General features: G+C 69.1%; 17 protein-coding genes. 10 read left to right on the top strand and 7 right to left on the bottom strand.

Annotated features, from left to right (window positions below):
• Positions 1-64: 64 nt before the first annotated feature.
• Together IF46_RS0112930 and IF46_RS0112925 are read right to left on the bottom strand one after the other, a co-directional pair.
• Positions 65-2,491: a glycosyl hydrolase family 95 catalytic domain-containing protein gene (locus IF46_RS0112930; RefSeq protein WP_051723884.1), complete on the bottom strand. Its 2,427-nt coding sequence runs from the start codon at positions 2,489-2,491 to the stop codon at positions 65-67.
• Entirely contained in the window at positions 2,491-4,605 is a 2,115-nt protein-coding gene (locus tag IF46_RS0112925; RefSeq protein ID WP_030488566.1) for an alpha-galactosidase, read from the bottom strand. The genes IF46_RS0112930 and IF46_RS0112925 overlap by 1 nt, the downstream gene beginning before the upstream one ends.
• A 111-nt stretch (positions 4,606-4,716) precedes the next feature.
• Here IF46_RS0112925 and IF46_RS0112920 point away from each other — a divergent pair, with 111 nt between their 5' ends.
• From IF46_RS0112920 to IF46_RS0112905, 4 genes are all read left to right on the top strand, one after another.
• Positions 4,717-5,883: an ROK family transcriptional regulator gene (locus IF46_RS0112920; protein ID WP_030488565.1), complete on the top strand. Its 1,167-nt coding sequence runs from the start codon at positions 4,717-4,719 to the stop codon at positions 5,881-5,883.
• Between the two features lie 200 nt (positions 5,884-6,083).
• Complete coding sequence (locus IF46_RS0112915) at positions 6,084-7,097, top strand: ABC transporter permease (protein ID WP_084597895.1); 1,014 nt, start codon at positions 6,084-6,086, stop codon at positions 7,095-7,097.
• Positions 7,094-8,035, top strand: coding sequence for a carbohydrate ABC transporter permease (locus IF46_RS0112910; RefSeq protein WP_084597889.1), 942 nt, complete (start codon positions 7,094-7,096; stop codon positions 8,033-8,035). Before IF46_RS0112915 ends, IF46_RS0112910 begins: the two co-directional genes overlap by 4 nt.
• 25 nt (positions 8,036-8,060) lie before the next feature.
• Positions 8,061-9,737, top strand: a complete 1,677-nt coding sequence (locus IF46_RS0112905; RefSeq protein ID WP_030488562.1) for an extracellular solute-binding protein — start codon at positions 8,061-8,063, stop codon at positions 9,735-9,737.
• A gap of 27 nt (positions 9,738-9,764) precedes the next feature.
• Here IF46_RS0112905 and IF46_RS0112900 read toward each other — a convergent pair whose 3' ends face one another.
• Both IF46_RS0112900 and IF46_RS0112895 read right to left on the bottom strand, forming a co-directional pair.
• Positions 9,765-10,019 carry a hypothetical protein gene (locus IF46_RS0112900; protein WP_084597894.1) on the bottom strand — a complete coding sequence of 85 codons (255 nt, stop codon included), beginning with the start codon at positions 10,017-10,019 and terminating at the stop codon, positions 9,765-9,767.
• 77 nt (positions 10,020-10,096) lie between these two features.
• Entirely contained in the window at positions 10,097-10,354 is a 258-nt protein-coding gene (locus IF46_RS0112895; RefSeq protein WP_030488560.1) for a hypothetical protein, read from the bottom strand.
• A 440-nt stretch (positions 10,355-10,794) separates the two neighbouring features.
• On the opposite strand from IF46_RS0112895, the gene IF46_RS0112890 reads away from it, so the two are divergent.
• The 3 genes from IF46_RS0112890 (at position 10,795) to IF46_RS0112880 (ending at position 13,132) form a co-directional block, all read left to right on the top strand.
• Positions 10,795-11,658 carry a helix-turn-helix domain-containing protein gene (locus IF46_RS0112890; RefSeq protein ID WP_030488559.1) on the top strand — a complete coding sequence of 288 codons (864 nt, stop codon included), beginning with the start codon at positions 10,795-10,797 and terminating at the stop codon, positions 11,656-11,658.
• The gene (locus tag IF46_RS0112885; protein WP_030488558.1) at positions 11,655-11,876 is read left to right on the top strand and encodes a DUF397 domain-containing protein; all 222 of its coding nucleotides are present in this window, start codon (positions 11,655-11,657) and stop codon (positions 11,874-11,876) included. Before IF46_RS0112890 ends, IF46_RS0112885 begins: the two co-directional genes overlap by 4 nt.
• A gap of 308 nt (positions 11,877-12,184) precedes the next feature.
• Positions 12,185-13,132, top strand: coding sequence for a sporulation protein (locus IF46_RS0112880; protein ID WP_030488557.1), 948 nt, complete (start codon positions 12,185-12,187; stop codon positions 13,130-13,132).
• A 67-nt stretch (positions 13,133-13,199) separates the two neighbouring features.
• On the opposite strand, the gene IF46_RS0112875 is transcribed toward IF46_RS0112880, so the two are convergent.
• Positions 13,200-13,571 carry a hypothetical protein gene (locus IF46_RS0112875; protein WP_036391964.1) on the bottom strand — a complete coding sequence of 124 codons (372 nt, stop codon included), beginning with the start codon at positions 13,569-13,571 and terminating at the stop codon, positions 13,200-13,202.
• A 341-nt stretch (positions 13,572-13,912) separates the two neighbouring features.
• On the opposite strand from IF46_RS0112875, the gene IF46_RS0112870 reads away from it, so the two are divergent.
• Positions 13,913-14,335 (top strand): hypothetical protein, encoded by a 423-nt coding sequence (locus IF46_RS0112870; protein ID WP_030488555.1) that lies wholly within the window; start codon positions 13,913-13,915, stop codon positions 14,333-14,335.
• A gap of 68 nt (positions 14,336-14,403) precedes the next feature.
• Here the strand turns inward: IF46_RS0112870 and IF46_RS0112865 are convergent, their stop codons facing one another.
• The gene (locus IF46_RS0112865) at positions 14,404-16,698 is read right to left on the bottom strand and encodes a HelD family protein (protein WP_036391961.1); all 2,295 of its coding nucleotides are present in this window, start codon (positions 16,696-16,698) and stop codon (positions 14,404-14,406) included.
• 147 nt (positions 16,699-16,845) lie between these two features.
• Here IF46_RS0112865 and IF46_RS0112860 point away from each other — a divergent pair, with 147 nt between their 5' ends.
• Positions 16,846-17,472, top strand: coding sequence for an SGNH/GDSL hydrolase family protein (locus IF46_RS0112860; RefSeq protein ID WP_030488553.1), 627 nt, complete (start codon positions 16,846-16,848; stop codon positions 17,470-17,472).
• 67 nt (positions 17,473-17,539) lie between these two features.
• Here the strand turns inward: IF46_RS0112860 and IF46_RS0112855 are convergent, their stop codons facing one another.
• Positions 17,540-18,667: a LolA family protein gene (locus IF46_RS0112855; protein ID WP_030488552.1), complete on the bottom strand. Its 1,128-nt coding sequence runs from the start codon at positions 18,665-18,667 to the stop codon at positions 17,540-17,542.
• Between the two features lie 95 nt (positions 18,668-18,762).
• Here IF46_RS0112855 and IF46_RS0112850 point away from each other — a divergent pair, with 95 nt between their 5' ends.
• Positions 18,763-19,419: a response regulator transcription factor gene (locus tag IF46_RS0112850; protein WP_030488551.1), complete on the top strand. Its 657-nt coding sequence runs from the start codon at positions 18,763-18,765 to the stop codon at positions 19,417-19,419.
• Positions 19,420-19,491: the final 72 nt, after the last annotated feature.

The following is a 19,491-nucleotide window of genomic DNA, read 5'->3' as shown; positions in this document are numbered from 1 at the left end:
TCAAAGGCGCTCCGGGCACCTTTTCGGCCCGGTGCGAGCCACAGCGCCGACGGGGGGCAGAGCTTCAGGATTCGACCTCGCTCAGATCAGGGCCGAAGCGGACCTCCTGGCCCTTCGGCACGGCCACCTCGACGGTCTGGCCACCACAGCGGATCCGTGCCGTGCGCGACTGGTCGCCGCGACGGTCGCGTACGGTCAGCCACTCCAGTTGTCCCCCGCGCCAGGCGAGGTCGACGATCCAACCCCCGCGGCAGTGGACGCCGTGCAGTGATCCGTCGGGCCATGCCTCGGGCACTGCCGGCAGCGCGTGGATGACGCCACCGTGGCTCTGCACCACCAGCTCGAGGATCGCGGCCATCAGCCCGTAGTTGCCGTCGATCTGGAACGGCGGGCCGGAGCTGAGGAGGTTGGGCAGGAGCCCACCCCACTGGGTGGGGTCGAACGGGTCGGGGTTGATCGCCGGGGGCTCCAGCGGATCGCGGCCGAACGGGCGGGTGGCTTCGCGCAGCAGGTCCCGGGCCGTCTCGCCGTCGGCCAGCCGGGCCCGCAGGGCGATCTTCCAGGCCCAGGGCCAGCCGAACGCGCCGGGGCCCTTCGCGTCGAGGACCCGTGCCGCGGCTGCGGCGAGTTCGGGTGTCTGCTCCGGGCTGATCTGGTCGAGCGGGTAGAGGCCGACCAGCTGTGACATGTGCCGGTGCAGAGGGTCCTGCTCGGGGTGATCGTCGACCCACTCGCGAAGGCGGCCGTCCTGGGTGAGCGTGGTCGGACGCAGCCGCGGCAGAGCGTCGCGGATCTCCTGGCAGACCGGGTCGTCGTCGAGGCCGAGGATGTCCGCCGCCGCGAGGCATTTGGTGAACAGGGCCCGGATCAGGGCGACGTCCATGGCGGTCGAGTACGACAGCGCCTCGGCGGTCTGCGCGCGTGAGATGAACGAGTTCTCCGGCGATGTCGAGGGGATGGTCTCCCGCCAGCCGGTCCCGACGTCGACCAGCCAGTCCAGGCAGAACTCGGCGCAGCCACGCAGCAGCGGCCAGCCCCGGTCCCGGAGGAAGTCGGTGTCCTGGGTGAAGTCGAAGTGATCCCACACATGCTGAGTCAGCCAGACACCGCCCATCATCCAGATCGCCCAGGAGGGTGCGCCGCGACCCATGCCGACGGGCAGCGCCCAGCCCCACAGGTCGGTGTTGTGGTGGGCGACCCAGCCCCGCGCGCCGTACAGGTCGCGGCTCACCGCCGCCCCGGTCTGCGACAGCCGTTCGATGAGGTGGAACAGCGGGTGGTGGCACTCGCTCAACCCGGCTGCCTCGACGCCCCAGTAGTTCATCTGGGTGTTGATGTTGATCGTGTAGTTGGAGGACCACGGCGGGCGTAGCTGGTCGTTCCAGATGCCCTGGAGGTTGGCCGGTGGGCCACCCGGGCGGGAGGCCGAGGCGAGCAGGTAGCGGCCAAGCTGGAAGATCACGGTCGCCACCAGCGCCTCGTCGGCGTCGCCGAGGATGTCGGTGGCGACGTCGATCGTCCCGGAGGGGCGGTCGCCGACGGTCAGGCGGGTGGACGCCAGCAGCGTGCCGAGGTCCTGCTCGTGCGCGCGCAGCAGCTCGTCCGCTCCAGTGGCGAGCGCCGATTCGGCGTCTCGTGCCGCAGCCTGGGTCTGCTGCCGGTGGCTGCCGGGCGTGGCTCCGGCCCAGTGCGCGCCCGAGCTGGTGGAGCTGCCCAGCGTCACGACGGCGTACGTCATGCCCCGCACCGACCATTCGCCGTCGTCCACGGTCACCACACCGTCGGTGTCGACGCGTACGACCGCCACCGCGAGCGGCTCGTCAGCGGCGTCTGGCTCGGCGTAGCGCAGCGGCTCGGCCACGTTCGCTTCGTGCAGCGGCGCTCCGTCGACGGGCACCCGGATGGTCAGGTCGATCCCCGACTCGTTGATGCCGTGGTGCGCGACCGGCAGCGGCGAGGTGAGCCCGAGGCGCAGGTCAGCGGTGCCGCCGTCGACGCTCACCGAGATGCACAACGCTCGCGCGGGCCGGCTGGCCCAGGTGCGCCGGGTCAGGCGTCGTCCGTCGCCGAGGTCGATCGCCTCGTCGACCACGCCGGTGTCGAGGTTCAGGGTCCGGCCGCCGTACGTGGCGTCCGCGCCGGCGACCAGTGCCATCCACAGGTCGACGAAGGGTAGGTACTCCTGGCTGTACGGGCCCTCGAACGACGTGATCAGCGTTTCGGCCCGCCGGTAGTCCTCGTCGAGGATGGCCTGGCGCACCTCGGCGAGCCGGGTGGGGCCGGCACCGCCAGCGATGACATCGGCGAGGCCCTCGGCGGGGCCGTCCGGCGTCCCCGACCACAGGGTGGCGTCGTTGACCTGCCACTGGCTGCGACCGATGCCGCCGAACACCATGGCGCCGAGTCGACCGTTGCCGACCGGAGCCGCCTCGAACCAGCTCGACGCTGGCTGCGGCCAGGCCAGTACGAGGTCGTTGGGGGATTGCTGCATCACCACTGCTCCAGGTGCTGGTCGGGAGCCCGCTCCAGGTGGACGAGGACGCTGGCGTAGTCGCCAGCCGGCAGATCGAGGGGCAGCCCGTGACCCAACAGGAACGACCCCGGGTAGGTCCGCCCGGTGTCGCGGTCCCGGTACGACGCGTCGGGCTGCACCGCGACCAGCCGGAGCGGGCCCGGTCCGTGGCCGTACGGCCGCGACGGGCACCAGGCGAGCACGACGTGCTCGTCGTCGCTGGCGTACTGCACGGCGCTGAGCGAACCACTACCGCGCAGCCGGTACGCCGTGCCGTGCTGGACGGTCGGTCGGATGCGCTTGTACGCCGCGATCAGCTCAGTCGCCTCCTTCAGCTCCTCCGTGGTCCACGTCGTCAGGTCACCGCCGATGCCGAGGGCTCCGGCCATGGCGACGTGGAAGCGGAAGCGAAGTGGCGTCTGCCGGGCGGTGGCCACGTTCGGGCTGTCGGTGACCCAGGCGCTCATGACCTGGGCCGGGTAGAGGTTGCTGAAGCCCTCTTGGATGGCGATGCGGTCGATCGGGTCGGTGTTGTCGGACGTCCAGACCTGGTCGGTTCGGGCCAGGACGCCGAGGTCGACCCGCCCACCGCCGCCGGCGCAGGCCTCGATGCGCAGCCCGGGATGGTCGGCCCGCAGCCGGTCCATGATCCGGTAGATCGCCTGCGTGTGTGCGATCCAGAGCCGGTCGGGGTCGCCGTGACCGGGCCACCCGGCCTCGGTGTGCGGACGGTTGGCATCCCACTTGAGGAAGTCGATGTCATGGTCGCGGACCAGCCGGTCGAGCCAGTTGTGCGTCCACTCGGCGGTGTCCGGCCGAGCCAGATTGAGGACCAGTTGGTTGCGCATCTCGGTGGAGCTGCGGTTGGCCATGTGCAGCACCCAGTCCGGGTGTGCCCGATAGAGGTCGCTGTCGGGATTCACCATCTCCGGCTCGACCCAGAGCCCGAAGCGCATACCGAGGCGACGCACCTCTGCCGCGAGCGGCCGGAGCCCGTTGGGGAAGCGGGTCGGGTTGGGTGTCCAGTCGCCGAGGCCGGCCTGGTCGCTGACGCGGGCGCCGAACCAGCCGTCGTCCATCACGAACAGCTCGATGCCGAGGCTGGCGGCGCGGGCGGCCAGCGCGATCTGACCGGCCTCGTCGACGTCGAAGCCGGTCGCCTCCCAGGAGTTGTAGAGGACCGGTCGCGTCTCGTCGGGGTGGGACAGGACGTGGCGGCGGATGTACTCGTGCCAGGCGCGGCTGGCCGCGCCGAAGCCGCCCGTCGAGTAGAGGCCCGCGAACACCGGGGTGTCCAGCGTCTCGCCCGGGGCGAGGGACCAGGTGAGGCCCTCGTGGCCGAAGCCGCCGGTCCAGGTCGTACGCCCGACGGGGTCGCGGTGGACGGTGACCCGCCAGCTGCCGCTCCAGGCCAGCGCGCTGCTCCAGACCTCGCCGCCCTGCTCGTCGGCGGTGCCGTCGTCGATGGCAAGCCACGGGTTGGCGTGGTGGCTCGTCATGCCGCGCCTGCTGGTGAAGACCGTCTCGGCCACCGGAACATCGCTGCGGCGCAGTTGAAACTCGCTGTTCCAGGCGCCGACCAGATGGCTCATCCGGTAGTTCGACAGCTGCGGCGCGGTCCAGGCCGCGGAGTCACAGCGCAGCAGCGTGACCGGGGCGCTATCGTCGCGGTTCTCGACGGTCGTCCACCGTTCGATCACGTCGCTGTCGGCGTGCACCCGGTAGTGCAGGGTCAGCCGCAGCGGATAGTGCCGGTCGTGCAGGTGGATGCGCAGGTGCCCACCGTTGATGTCATGGGTGTCGTAGCGCCACTGCACCGCGCGCGTGCCGTCGGCGAAGCGCACCAGCATGCTGGGTGGCCCGAACCGGGCACCCCCCTCTACCGGCAGTTCCTCCTGGCCGGCGGCTTCCTCGAAGCTGCTCGCCGCGGGCGACAGGCGCTCGGGTAACAGTGCCGCCTCGGCCAGTGACAGTGTGGGTCCCCAGTGGACGTGTCGTACTGTCTCTTCCTCGCTGAGCCGGATGGCATACGCGCTTGTCAGGCCTTGAAGCAGCCATAGGGAGTGGTCGGGATCGAACTGCACGGATGACATCGAGTCCTCGGGGGATGGTGTGACGAGCCGATGAGTGACGCCGAGCGTAGGGTCAGGATTCGGGCAAAATCAATACTTGACGAAGTTAAATATTGAGTCTACGTTTCCACCATGTTTCCAGCGACCGGCACGGATGCCCTTGCCAGCACCCCTGCGGCCACTGCGGTTTTCACCGCGGTGCTGACCGACGGGCCGCTGAGCCGGGTCAGCCTTGCCGACCGACTTGGACTCTCCTCGGCGGCCGTCACCAAGGCCGCACGTCCGCTCATCGACATGGGCTACCTGTACGAGTTGGCCGCGACCGAACGGACCGGCCCCGGAGCCGGCCGCCCTGCCACTCCGCTGGCCGTCCGGGCCGACCGCGAGTTCTTCATCGGGGTGAAGATCACCTCTGACGAGCTGATCGGCGTTGTCTGCGACCTCCGGGCGGGGGTGCGCGCCACGGCCCGTCGACGGTTGACCGACACCGGCGTGGAGGCGGTCCTCGCCGAACTCGGCCAGCTCGTCGAAGGGCTGATCGACGCCCCCGCCGGGTACCGGGCCCGGACCCGCCGGCTCGGTCTGGCGATCTCGGGCGACGTGGACCGCACGACCGGCCTCGTCCGGTACTCACCGTTTCTTCAGTGGCGCAACGTGCCGCTGCGCCAGCTCGCCGAAGAGCTCACCGGCCTCGCGGTCACCGTCGAGAACGACGTGAAGGCCCTGACGGCTGCCGAGCACTGGTTCGGTGAGGGCGTGGGTGCCGAGTCCTTCGCGCTCGTCACCGTGGGCACCGGCATCGGCTGCGGCCTGGTCGTCCATGGTCGACTGTTGTCCGGTTCGAACGGCGTGGCCGGCGAAATCGGCCACATCAGCGTCGACGCGACCGGCCCGACCTGCCACTGCGGTGGCCGGGGCTGCGTCGAGGCGATCGCCGGCACCGATGCCATCGTGCGGCAGGTGCGGGAGGCGGTCGGTCGACCCGACATCACCATCGAGGGTGCCATCGCCCTGGCCCGAGACGGCGACGAGGCGGTCCGCGCTGTCTTCGCCCGTGCCGGCAATGCGATCGGCTGCGGCATCGCCGCCGTCGCGAACCTGGTCGGCCCGGCCCGCATCGTCGTGTCCGGCGAGGGCCTGGCCGCCTACGACCTGCTCGAAACGCACATCCGAGCGGGTTTTGAACGCCAGGCATTCGGTGTAGCCGCCGAATGCCCGCTGTCGATCCGCCCGTTGCCGTTCGAGGAGTGGGCTCGCGGAGCGGCTGCGGTGAGCATTCAGACGCTCGTCGTGCCCTGACCGATCCGCCGCCGTTCCGTCGTGAGCCACGTGTTGCACCACCCCGACCAGTAGGAGGTGAATATGAGGTTGCCGTCCCGTACCCCCGGTGAGCAGTGTGGCCTCTCGGTTCGGCAAGCGGGCAACGTCCGATCCGGCCCCCCGGTCGGGGTCGGTGCGGGTGCCTCGGTGCCGGGCGTCGTCGACCTGCGGTGGCCCTGATGGCCATCGACGCACCTCCCCTGATCCCGGCGGTCCGCGAGGCGGGGCAACCGCGGCGGGGCCTGCGACGGCGCACCGCGCCACCGCGCAACCGACGCAGCCGTTGGGCCGAGGCCAAGCGATCCTGGCGGCTGCAATGGCAGCTGTACCTGCTGATCATCGTGCCGGTGGCGTACTTCGTCATCTTCAAGTACGTGCCGATCGGCAACGCGGTCATCGCGTTCAAGGACTACAACATCCTCGCCGGCCCCTGGGGCAGCGAATGGGTCGGGCTGCGCAACTTCGAGTTGTTCTTCAGCAACCCGGTCTTTCCGGTGCTGCTGAAGAACACCTTCATCCTGGCGTTCTATCTGGTTCTGGCGAGCTTCCCGATCCCGATCATCTTGGCCATCGCGCTGAACGAGATCGGCAACGGTTGGTTCAAGCGCACCGTGCAGATGGTCACCTACGCGCCGTACTTCATCTCGACCGTCGTGGTGGTGTCCATGACGGTCCTCGTCCTGTCGCCCCGCCTCGGCATCGTCGGTGACGGGCTCGGGCTGTTCGGAGTCGAGCCGGTCAACTTCCTCGGCGATCCGGACTACTTCCGGCACATCTACGTCTGGTCCGACGTCTGGCAGACCGCCGGCTACTCCGCCGTCATCTACATGGCCGCGCTCGCCGGCATCGATCCGGCGCTGCACGAGTCAGCCAAGATCGACGGCGCCAGCCGATTGCAGCGGATCCGGCACGTCGACCTACCGGGGATCATGCCGACCGCCGTGATCGTCCTGATCCTCGGCGTGGGCAACATGATGGCGATCGGGTTCGAGAAGGCATACCTGTTGCAAAACGATCTGAACCTGGCGAACTCCGAGATCATCCCGACCTACGTCTACAAGACCGGGCTGATCAATGCGGACTTCAGCATGGCGACCGCGGTCGGCCTGTTCAACTCCGTGGTCAACCTCTGCCTGCTGCTGGTGGTCAACTTCGCCGCCAAGCGGATCACTGGGAACGGACTCTGGCGATGAGCGCTCTGTCGATGTCGAAGCTGCCCAAGCCGCAGGTCAAGCGGGCGGACGCCAAGAAGGTCCGGGAGCCCTTCGGGGATCGCATCTTCCTGGTGGTCATCACGCTCATGCTCGCCGTACTCCTGGCGCTTGTGTTGTTGCCGTTGATCTATATCGTCGCCAGCTCGTTCAGTAGCGTCGCTGCGGTCAACGAAGGCCGGGTGTCGTTCTGGCCGGTGGAGTTCTCGCTGAAGGCATACGAGGTCGCGTTCAGCAACCCGAAGGTGCTGACGGGTTACTACAACTCGCTGATCTACGCGATTTTCGGGACGCTGATCAGCGTCACGCTGACCGTGGCGATCGCCTATCCGCTGTCCCGGAAGGCGTTCTTCGGGCGCAACGTGCTGATGACCTTCCTGATCTTCACGATGCTCTTCTCGGGTGGCTTGATCCCCACCTACATGGTCGTGCAGGACCTGGGCATGCTGGACACCCGCTGGGCCTTGCTGATACCCAACGCGATCGGCGTCTGGCAGGTGATCATCGCGCGGACCTTCTTCGCGCACTCGATCCCGGATGAGCTGTACGAGGCGGCGACGCTGGACGGCGCGAGCGAGCTGCGATTCCTCAGGTCGGTCGTGCTGCCGCTGTCGAAGCCGCTGCTCGCCGTCCTGATCCTGATGTACACGATCTTCCAGTGGAACTCCTACTTCGACGCTCTGGTCTACCTCAAGGACCCAGACCTCTTTCCGCTGCAGATCGTGCTCCGTGAACTGCTCATCTTGAACCAGTCCAACGGCGGCTCCACGAACCTGGCGCAACAGCTTGAGCAGCAACAGCTCGCGAACGTGCTCAAGTACGCCCTCATCGTCGTCTCGAGCCTGCCCGTACTGCTGATCTACCCCTTCGTCGCGCGCCACTTCACCAAGGGCGTGATGGTCGGGGCTGTCAAGGGTTAGTGGCTACTAACAATTGGAAGGGACCATGAATCCACGCTCGGTTGGAAAAATAGTCATCGCATTCACGGCCGCCGCGGCGCTCACGGTGGCCGGGTGCTCCTCCTCGAACGGCAGTAAGGGCGAAGCCCCCAAGGCCGAGTTCGGTCCGGACGGCAAGGTCATCCTGGATGTCTTCGCCCAGCAGGATCAGGACACGGACCTGAACACGAACCTCGCCACGAAGGCGATGAGCGACAAGTTCAAGATCCAGTTTAAGTTCCAGACCTCCTCGATGGACGCGGCGGCGTCGAAGGAGAAGCGCCAGATCTCGCTCGCCAGTGGCGACTACCCGGATCTGTTCATGCTGATCCCGTACGTCGACGCCTTCAGCAAGGTCGAGGTCCAGAAGCTGGGCAAGCAGGGCGTCGCGGTGCCGCTGGAAGACCTGATCAAGGAGCACGCGCCGAACGTCCAGAAACTCCTGGACTCGAACAAGATTTTCCGGGAGATGTCGGTCGCGCCCGACGGGCACATCTACGCCCTGCCGCAGGCAGCCGACTGCTACCACTGCTCCTACCCGGACAAGCTCTGGATCAACAGCACCTGGCTGAAGAACCTCGGGTTGCAGCAGCCGAAGACCACCGAGGATCTGCGGACCGTCCTGCGAGCATTCAAGACGCAGGACCCGAACCGCAACGGCAAGGCCGACGAGATCCCGATGACCACCGATCTGCGCAACAGCAACCTGATCGGGTACCTGATGGGTGGCTTCGCCTACGCCCCGGTCGGTGCCACCCCCGCGGTCCGCGGCCTGCTGACGCTCGACGGGGACAAGGTGACCACGCCGGTCGACAAGCCGGAGTGGCGCGACGGCCTGCGGTACATCAACTCCCTCTACAAGGAAGGCCTGATCGATCCCGGCTCGTTCACCCAGCCCGGCGACGCGCTGCAGGCCATCGGCAACAACCCCAAGGGCGTCCAGATCGGCTCGTCGCCCGTCCTGCACCCCGGCATCTTCGTCACGCTGGGCTCGAAGGACGGACGGGACAAGCAGTACGACGCCGTGCCGCCGCTCACCGGCCCGACCGGCAAGAGCTACACCGCGCTCAGCGAGCCGACCTCGACCGGTTACTCCTTCCTGCTGACCAACAAGGCCAGCAAGGAGGGGCGGATTGCGGCGATCAAGCTGCTGGACCACATGTTCACCGACGCCGGAAAGCTCGAGACCTGGTCGGGGCCGGAGAACGTCTGGTGGGTGAAGCCCGCCCCCGGCGACGTCGCGCTCGACGCGAACACCACGCCGATGTACAAGTCGAAGCCCGAGGCCGAGGTCCCGAAGAACGTCCGCTGGGCCGCCATGGCGACGTACAACTTCAACACCGCGTTCCGCAACGCGCAGGTGGTGCCGAAGGACATCTACTCCGAAGAGGGCTACGAGCGGCGTCTCTTCGAGGCGACGAAGCTGTACGAGGGCCGCGAGGACAAGGCGAAGATCTACCCCGAGGAGTCCGTCTGGGTGGATTCGAGCGTCGTCAATGAGCTGGCGACGATGAAGACCAACCTCGACAGCTACGTCACCCAGGGGCAGCTCGCCTTCATCACCGGGTCGAAGAACATCGACACCGAGTGGGACGCCTGGGTGAAGGGCCTTGACGGTGTCGGCCTCAAGCGGTACCTGGAGCTGAACCAGCAGGCGTACGACAAGCACAAGTCCGGCAAGTAGTACCCGTACCAACGGCGCCCAGCCGGCCTACCCGGGCCGGCTGGGCGCTCGCTCATTCGGTGCAGAGCAGGGCCCGTCGTGGTCGGCCCGGTGCGCGCAGCGGCGGCGATCCGGCATGATCCGGTCACAGAACACCCAGTGTCGTAGGTGCTGAGCGTCCTCGGCGGAGACGGTGGTGCCGGCGGGCTCGACCCCCGCAATCATCGCCAGCGACCGGGCCAGCGTGTACGCGAAGCGCAGCGCCTCGTCCAGGTCGGCGATCGCCACGGGTAGGTGAACCACAAAGCCTGGAACGCGATCCTCTCCCGTCATGGCTTCGACAGCGGCCAGGGGCAGTGCGGCGAAGACCGGCTCCGGGTTCACCGCTGATGCCGGTTGGCCTGGGCGCTCTGCCAGTCACGCAGCGCTCGCTTGATCCGGATGTTCTCGTTGGTCAACCGCTCCACGTCCTTGTGCAGCGTGGCCAGCTCCAACGCGACCCGGTGCAGGAAGCGGCGTACCTCCTGGGGGTCGACGCCGCGACGGCCGAAGCCGGCGGCGGCGAATTGGCGGTCACGGACGAGGCTCGGATGCAGCCGCGGTGACAAGGTGCCGCCGTAGATGGTGCCTCGGGTCATCGGTCGCCTCCTGTGGTTATTGGATGGGGCGGCCCCGCTGCCGAAGGGGGAATTCCGGGCAGGGCCGCCCCGCCCGGCGACCGCAGCCTCATTCGGCGAGTACGGCGCACCGGGCTGCCGGTGAATGGTGTCGATTCGGGGTAGGTCAGGGTCGCGAAGACCCCTGCTCCCGTGATAGGTATTCAGCAAGTCGGTCGGAGCCGGAGCGCGTACGTGACGCGGCTCCATGTGGAGACCCGACGAGATCCGGTATGCGGCTGCCACCCGCGAGGCCGTCTCTCGTCACCTTCTCGGCTGTTGGCACAGCCGCGGTTACTGCGCTTGCACCGGGCGTCCCCGGGGGTCGGTGATCACCCTTACCCGAAGGCCACATTTCCAGTGGGCTCGAACTGGAGCAATGGTTCCTTCGCGGGTCTCGTCAACTTTTCGAGAGGTGGATCATGCCGCACAAGCCCTTCATTCGAACGCTGCGCGCGCAGTGGCTTGGCCAGCAGCTACGGGCACTGCGGGAAGAGCGGGGGATGACCCTGAAACTCGTCTCCGAGCACCTGCAACGTGACATGTCGGCGCTCGGTCGCTACGAGCGGGCAGACTGGCCCATTCGCAAGGGAGATGTCATCGCGCTGCTCGACCTCTACGGCTTCCACAACGCGGCCGAGCGGGCTCGCCTGCTGGCGCTGGCCGAGGAGGTCTGGCGCACCGACCGGTGGGACGAGGACTACGGCGACGTCGTCGACTCGTCCTTCATCGAATACCCCTGGCTGGAAAGCCGCGCCGACAAGGTGTGCTGCTTTCACATGACTCTCGTGCCGGGGCTGCTCCAGACCCGCGCCTACGCCGAGGCTGTAATCCGCAATGCGGCTGAGCCAGAGGTTCCGGAGTCGACGATCAACCGCTGGGTCGAGCTACGGCTCGCGCGTCAGGAAGTGCTTGCCAATGGCCGTCCGATCACGATCAATACTGTCATTGACGAATCCGTCCTGCGTCGCCGTGTCGGCGGTGCCGAGGTTCTTCGGCACCAGCTCGAACACCTGATAATGCTTCAGCGTCTGCCCCATGTGCACATCCAGGTGATGCCTGCCTCGGTCGCCCTCCACCAAGGGCTGGATGGCACGTTCTGGATCTTCCATCTTCCTGAGCCTTACCCGGCTGTGGCTTACGTAGAATCTCTCGGAGGTCGGCTCTACCTGGAGTCGCCAAAAGCTGCACGCTTTCTGCGCGCGTACGATCGTTTGTCGAAGTCCGCACTCAGCGAGGATGAGTCGACCGCACTGATGAGGACCATCGCAGAGGAGCTGGCATGAACGAGAATCTGCCCAAGGTCGCGTGGCACATCAGCACCAAGAGCGACAGCAACGGTGGGAGTTGTGTCGAGGCGGGGCCGATCCTGGACGGCTCCGGCCGGGTCGCCGTCCGACACAGCAAGGCGCGCGACGCCGCGACGATCGTCTACACCGCCGAAGGGTGGACGGCGTTCGTCGGTGGCATCAAGGACGGCGACTTCGCGCGCTCCGCAGTGTGATCGACTCGGGTTCAAGGAAGTCGGGGTGTCCCAGTCGGGGTGATGCCCCGGTTTGCATGAACCCGAGTCGATCAGCTCTGACCGGGTCGGGACGCCGCGGGCGACGGCCTAGCTGACTCGTTTACGACATCAGCTCCAAGGCTCACTGACCTACATCCGCCCCGCCGCCCACCGCGAACGGGGAGGTGTGACGAGACGCGCCGACCGGGCGGCACTTCACAGCCACCTCACAGGGGTGCTGGATAGGGTGCCGATCGAGTCAACGTCCGACTCCAGCCTGGAGCGGTCGGCGTCGCACAGGAGTTTCGATGGTCTTCAAGAAGATGTTGAGCGCGTTCGGCGTGGGCGGTCCCAGCGTGGACACCGTGCTGACCAACCCCAACACCCGCCCCGGCCTGACCCTCGACGGGCAGGTCAACCTCGTCGGTGGCGACGCTGAGGCAGCCATCGAGCAGGTGGTGATCGGCCTCGTCACCCGGGTCGAGGTCGAGGGACACGACACCGAGTACGCGGGCACGATGGAGTTCCACCGGATGGTGGTCAGCGGCCCGCTCCAGCTCGCCCCGAAGCAGCAGCTCTCGATCCCGTTCCAGTTGCCGGTGCCGTGGGAGACCCCGATCACCGACGTGTACGGCCAGCGCCTGCACGGCATGACGATGGGCCTGCGCACCGAGCTGGCGATCGCCCGCGCGGTCGACAAGAGCGACCTGGACCAGGTGGCGGTGCACCCGTTGCCGGTGCACGAGCGGATCCTGGAGGCGTTCCAGCGGCTCGGCTTCGGGTTCAAGCACGCCGACCTGGAGCGCGGTCACATCCGGGGCGTGCAGCAGACGCTGCCGTTCTACCAGGAGATCGAGTTCTTCGCCTCGCCGCAGTACGCGAACACGATCCGGGAGGTCGAGCTGACCTTCGTGACCAGCCAGCGTGGTGTGGAGGTCATCCTGGAGTGCGACAAGCGCGGTGGGTTCCTCAGCGCCGGGCACGACGCATTCGGTCGCTACCAGGTGGCGCACACCGACGCTGACCGGGTGGATTGGGCCCAGGTCGTCGACGGCTGGCTGCGCGAGACCACGTCCCGCTACGGCAGCCTGCGCTCCCAGTACGGCGCGAGCTACGGCCAGGGGCACAGCCGGGGGCACGGCATGGGCGGCATGGTGGCGGGGGCGGCGCTCGGCGTCGCCGGCGGCATGATCGCCGGCGAGATGATCGAGGATGCGTTCGAGGGGGACTTCGGCGACTTCGGTGGCGACGAGTAACCGGTCCACAAACGACGACAGTGGCCTCCGGGAGATTCTCCCGGAGGCCACTGTTCGCTATGACCGGTCAGTGCCGGGCCTTGCGCTCCTGACTGCTGCGCCAGTTGCTGCCGGCCTTGGAGAGGCCACGGCTACCGAGGTAGCCAAGCGTCAGCAGGGTGATCAGGAACCAGGCGTTGTCGGCCCGGAAGATGTCGACCCCAGCGGAGTTCTTCCCGACGACCTGCGACGCGCCCAGTACGGCGGCCACCGCGATCAGGTAGATCCAGAACTCGGTGGTCTTGAATGCCTGCTTGGTCTCCGTACCGGGTGCCTGCATGTCGTTGCGATGCCCGTCGTGCATGACCGGCATCTGCTGCGTGTTCCGCATCGCTGCGGGGTTCTGCGGGTCGTTCATCGGCCGGTTCATGGGCCTGGTGGAAGCAGCCTGCGTGCTCATCTGGTCCTCCTCAGGATGCGATGAGTCGTACTCTGCGTGTTCCCTCGCCCCGCTACCGCGTTTCGGCCACGGCACGGTTCGCTTTCGTGGCGGGGACACCCCCCGACTACCCGAGGCCCCGGAGCAGGTAACACCGATCGTCGGCCGGAAATCCGGCGGCGACCGGGAGATAGGCAGGTCAGCGCGGGTCGTCGCCGATCGCCACGCCCCCAGGCTCCGAACATCCGGTCCGTGCGCGTATGTCGGGTTCTCCCGTCGGCCCCGCCGCCCGGCCACGCCGGGTTTGGTCGGCCGGTGGCCGGGCACGCAGTCAGTTCCATAGCTTCTGTGAGGTGATGGACGTGCGTGAGGACGACATGCGGCAGAACGCTGCCCGCGAGGCCGAGGATCGGATCGCCGGCGGTGTGTACGGCAAGGGCGCCATCGACGAGGTGACGCTGCCCCGCACCGATGTGCAGAGCCAGATCCAGCGCGACGACCCGGACGACCCGGCGAAGGTGCGGGTCGACCCACAGGTGCTGCGCGACGGTGGACCCGTCGGCGGGCAGGGCGCGCTGACCACCACCGGTGGCACCGCCGGGCCGGCGAGCGTACGCCGGGTGGCCCGCCAGCCGGAGCGACACCCGGGCAAGGTCGCACCGACCACGACCGGGGATGCCACCACCGGCGGCCTGAGCACGCCGCGTAGCGGTGGCACCAGCGACCAGTCCACGTCCGCGACCGGCCCGGGCAAGTCCATCCGGGACAGGTCGCGCGACGACTGACCGGCCGAACGAGCAGGCCACGCCGCCCCCGCCGAGCGAGAACTCGGCGGGGGCGGCGGGCTTCGTGGTCAGCTGGCGGGCCGCAGGACGCCTAGGCGTTGGGTGGCGCGGGTTAGCGCTACGTACAGGTCGCTGCGTCCGCGAGGGGACTCGGCCACCATCCGGTCCGGGTCGACCACCAGCACCGAGTCGAACTCCAACCCCTTGGCCTGCGCGACGGTCAGCACCACCACCCGGCTCTCCAACTCCGGATGCTCGCCCACGGCGGCCTCCGGCAGGGCGGCGGTGATGGCAGCGCCCAACTCGCCCACCCGGCCGGCCGGCACGAGCACGCCGAGTCGACCGTCGGTCAGCCCGGCCGCCTCCCGGGCGGCCTCGGCGACCAACTCCGCCGCCAACCGCCCGTCCGGCACCGTCCGGTCCCACGGGGGTACGCCGCTCTCCCGCACCGAGCGCGGTGGCCGCAGCGCCGGGTCGATCTCGGCCAGTACGTCGGCGGCGACCGCCATGATCTCGGCGGGAGTGCGGTAGCTGACCGTCAGCTCGGTGAGCCGCCACCGCTGCGCCACGTACGGGGCGAGGGCGTCCGCCCAGGAGGGCGTGCCGCTGAGCGCGCCGGTCTGCGCGACGTCCCCGACGATCGTCATCGACCGGCTCGGGCAGCGGCGCATCAGCAGCCGCCAGGCCATCGGTGACAGCTCTTGCGCCTCATCCACGATCACATGGCCGAACGCCCAGGTGCGGTCGGCGGCGGCCCGCTGCGCGGTGGTCAGCCGGTCGGCCTCCTCCTGCCGTTCCAACAGCCGATCCGCGTCGATCAGGTCGGTCACGCCGAGGATCTCACCGCCCTCGGCCTCGTCCTCGACGTCGATCGAGCGGGAACCTCGGGCGATCTCCAGCACGCCCTCGGCGTACTCCCGTTCCATCATCCGGATCCGGTCCCGTCGGGCGGCGGCGGCGCGTTCGTCCTCGCCGAGCAGCTCGGCGGCCTCGTCCAGCAGCGGGACATCGGCCGGCGTCCAGCCGCCCCGCTCGCGCCGCAGCAGCGCCCGCTCGTCCTCGGTGAGCATCGGCGTGGCGGCGGCGATCCGGTCCGGGTCGGCGTACAGGTCGGCGAGCAGCCGCTGCGGGGTGAGCACCGGCCACAACTGGTCGAGGGCGGCCCGGATCTCCGACTCCTCGCGCAGCTCGCGCCGGATCTCGGCCCGGTCCGCCTCGTCGAGCAGGTTGTCCCCACCGAGCGGGTCGGCACCGATCCGTTCGGCCACCTGGTCGGCGAGCGCGTGCACGATCTCCACGTCGAAGAGCGCGCGGGACAGGTTGTGCGGCCGGTCGGCGCGGCGTACCCGATCCCGGGCGGCCCGCACGATCTCCGGGTCGAGGGTCAGCGTCTCCCGCTCGACCTCGATCTCCAGCGGCTCGTCCGGCACCCACTGCCGGTCCCGTACGGCCAGCGCCAACACCTCGGCCAGCACCGCCCGTCCCTTGAGCGCCGCAGTCTCGGCCGGCTCGGTCCGTTGGGCGCTCACCCCGGGAAAGAGATCACCCTGGGTACGCAGCAGCACGCCGGTCTCGGCGAGCGTCGGCAGCACCTGGGAGATGTATCGCAGGAAGGTCGCGTTCGGGCCGACCAGCAACACGCCCCGGCTGGAGAGCTCGCGGCGGTGCGTGTAGAGCAGGTACGCGGCTCGGTGCAGCGCGACAGCGGTCTTGCCGGTGCCGGGGCCGCCCTGGACCACCATGACGCCCGAGAGTTCCGCGCGGATGACGTCGTCCTGCTCGGCCTGGATGGTCTCGACGATGTCGCGCATCCGGCCGGTACGGCCCGCGTTGAGCGCGGCGAGCAGCGACGCCTCACCGGTCAGCTCCTCGTGGGCGCCGGGGGAGGCGGTGTCGATGTCGAGCACCTCGTCGTTGAGCCCGGTCACCTTGCGCTGCCGGGTGCGCAGGTGCCGGCGACGGCGTACGCCCTGCGGGTTGGCGGCGGTGGCGAGGTAGAACGGGCGGGCGGCGGGGGCCCGCCAGTCCATCAGCAGTGCGTCGTAGTCACCGTCGGTGTCGAAGATGCCGATCCGGCCGATGTAGAGGCGGGATTCGTCGTCGCCGTCGAGGCGGCCAAAGCAGAGCCCGTTCTCCACGGCGGAGAACTGTTCGACCTGATCGGCGTACATAGCTACCGAGCTGTCGCGCTGCGAGCGGTCCTGGAGGGTGCCGCCGGTGTTGCGCAGCTCGGCGGTGAGCCGGTGAGCGGCCTGCTCACGCAGCCCGTCCAGCCGGTTGTAGAGCATCGAGACGTACTCCTGCTCGCGACCGATCTCGTCGTCGAGCGGCAATTCGCCGGAACCGCCGGAGTGCCTTGACAAGCCGTCTCCCTAAAGATTAGAATCCATTGCAGGAACGGCTTTTAGCCGTTCTTTTTTGTGCCCTTCGAACTGTTGAAGATAGCGCGTTCCGTCGGTTCTCACCAAGCCGGGCGGGTCGGCGCGCCGGTGATCGCGAGGTGGCGGCGGATGATCCTGCGGACCGGGCAACGCGTGGTCTTCATCGGGGACAGCATCACCGATTGTGGTCGACGCGACGTCGCCGCGCCCTACGGCAGCGGATATGTGAGCCTCGTGCGCGCCCTGGTCGGCGCGCGGCACCCGGAGTTGGAGCTGGAGTGGGTCAACCGGGGTGTGAGCGGCGACACCGTCCGGGACCTGGCCGCCCGCTGGGACGAGGACGCCATCGCCGAGCGCCCCGACTGGCTCGCCGTGCTGATCGGCATCAACGACATCTGGCGGCGCTACGGTGACCGGCCGGCTGAGGCCGTCGGCATCGACGAGTACGAGCGCACCCTGCGCGACCTGCTGCGTCGGGCGGTCGACGCCACCGGCTGCCGACTGATCCTCGGCGACCCGTTCTTCATCGAGGCCGACCGGAGCGTCCCGCAACGCGCCGACACCGACCGGTACGCGGCGGTCGTGGCGGGGCTGGCCACCGAGTTCAACGCGGTGCACGTGCCCAACCAGGCGGCGTTCGACCGGGTGCTGGCGGTGAGTCCGGCGAAGCGCTGGGCCGACGACCGCGTCCACCCGCACCTGCCCGGCCACGCGGTCCTCGCCGACGCGTACCTCAGCGCCCTCGGCGTCGGCTGACCCGGCGTCGCCCACAGCGAAGCGCCGGGCCGACCATCAGGTCGACCCGGCGCGAACACCACGAAGATCAGCCGCGTGCGGCCTGGTAGAGCCGCTCTGGCGTCACCGCTCCGGCCAGCACTCGGCCATCGTCGGTGAGTAGCACACTGAACAGCTTTCCGGTGAGCAGACGACCGCTGCCCCATTCGCCACTGACCGTGGGCAACCCGCCGAGCAGCTTCGACAGATCCATGCCCGGTGCGGCGCCGGCCGGTGGCGTGGCCGGCTTCGTGGCTGCGGGCTTGCCGCCGACCGCCCCGTCCAGGCGGGCGACCAGCACTGTGGTCCAGCCGTCGCCCACCGCGCGGACCTGCGGGTCAGCCGCCGGCTCGAGGTGACCGGGCTCGCCCGTCGGCCGCTCGGCCTTCTCCTCGGTGACCGTCACGCCGGGCGGCGGGTTGAACGTGAACTGGTCGGCGTCGGGGCGGCGGTAGTCGACCTGGGTGAAGGCCACCTCGAACGCCGGCTGGTCGCTGCCCTTCGCGAGCACCTCGAAGCGCAGCGGCACGTGCCGCTTGGCGTCGATGGCGATCCGCAGCTGGTGCACCAGTGAGTCGCGGTCGCGCGGCTGGAGCACCAGCTCGTACGCGTCCTGCCCGGCGACGGTGGCCGACCGGCCGACGCTGACCTCGGTGCTCGGGTCGATCGCACCCAACGCCAGGTCGGCGGCCTGTTGCGGGGTGGCCGGCAGGCTCGGTGCCGCCTCAGGAGCGGCCGTTCCGGCCCCGGCGTCTTCGCCCAGGGTGCGGTGGGTGGCGGTGTTGGTCCGGCTCTGCCAACTCCACAGATCCCGGCCGTTGCGGATCAGGTCCTGCTCGCCGAGGGTGTCCAGCAGCGCGACCCGCTGCTGATCCGGCCCGGAGTACCAGACCCGCAGGGTGTGCGTGCCGGTCAACAGGGTGGTCAGCTCGTTTCCGGGGAGCAGCCCGGCAATCGGGGGCAGGCCGAGGTCGGCGCGCTGCACGACGGTCCCGGACAACCCCTCCAGCCGGGATGTCTGCAGATCGACCAGGAGCTGAGCGGCGGTACGGGGCGGCAGGCTCGGCTCGGCCTCGGCGGCGAACGTGCCGATCGCCGCGCCGCCGCCGATGACGGCGACGGCCGCGGTGGCCGGGACCAGCCACCGCAGGACGGGACGGCTTCTCAGGACGGACATGGTGGCACCTCCTGCGGCCATCCTGCCCCCTCGGTGCTGTGAACGCGCTGAGGACACCGAACCGCGCCGATTGACCCAGGTGGCACCCTTGAGCTGTGCGCGTGCTGGTGGTGGAGGACGAGGCCCGGTTGGCGGCTGCCCTGCAACGCGGCCTGCAGGCCGAGGGGTTCGCGGTGGACGTGGCGGGGACCGGCCCGGCCGGGCTGGACGCGGCCCGGCACGGCGGGTACGACGCCATGATCCTCGACGTGATGCTGCCCGGCCTCTCCGGCTACGAGCTGGTCCGGCGGCTGCGTGCCGAGCAGCACTGGTTGCCGGTGCTGATGCTCTCTGCCAAGGACGGCGAGTACGACCAGGCCGACGGCCTCGACTGCGGGGCCGACGACTACCTGACCAAACCCTTCTCGTACGTGGTGCTGCTGGCCCGGCTGCGGGCGCTGCTGCGTCGGGGCGCCCCGGAGCGCCCGACCGTGCTGGCCGTCGGTGACCTGCGGCTGGACCCGGCCCGCCGACGGGTGACCCGGGCGGACGCCGAGGTGGCGCTGACCGCGCGGGAGTTCGCGCTGCTGGACTACCTGATGCGCCGGCCGGGCCAGGTGATCTCCAAGATCGAGTTGTTGGACCACGTCTGGGACGCGAGCCTGGAGACCGCGCCGAACGCCGTCGAGGTCTACGTCGGTTACCTGCGCCGCAAGCTCGGCCGGGACCGGCTGGAGACGGTCCGGGGCGCCGGCTACCGGCTGGCGACGTGACCGCCGACGGCCCGGCGCACACCCGTGCGGCCCGGTCCGGCCGGATGCCGGTCCTCGGGCTGCGGGGGCGGC

The sequence above is a fragment of the Micromonospora chokoriensis genome, from assembly GCF_000718555.1.
Lineage (GTDB): Bacteria > Actinomycetota > Actinomycetes > Mycobacteriales > Micromonosporaceae > Micromonospora > Micromonospora chokoriensis_B.
The sequence above is the reverse complement of the archived record's forward strand: the minus strand, read 5'-3'. Positions and strand labels throughout refer to the sequence as shown.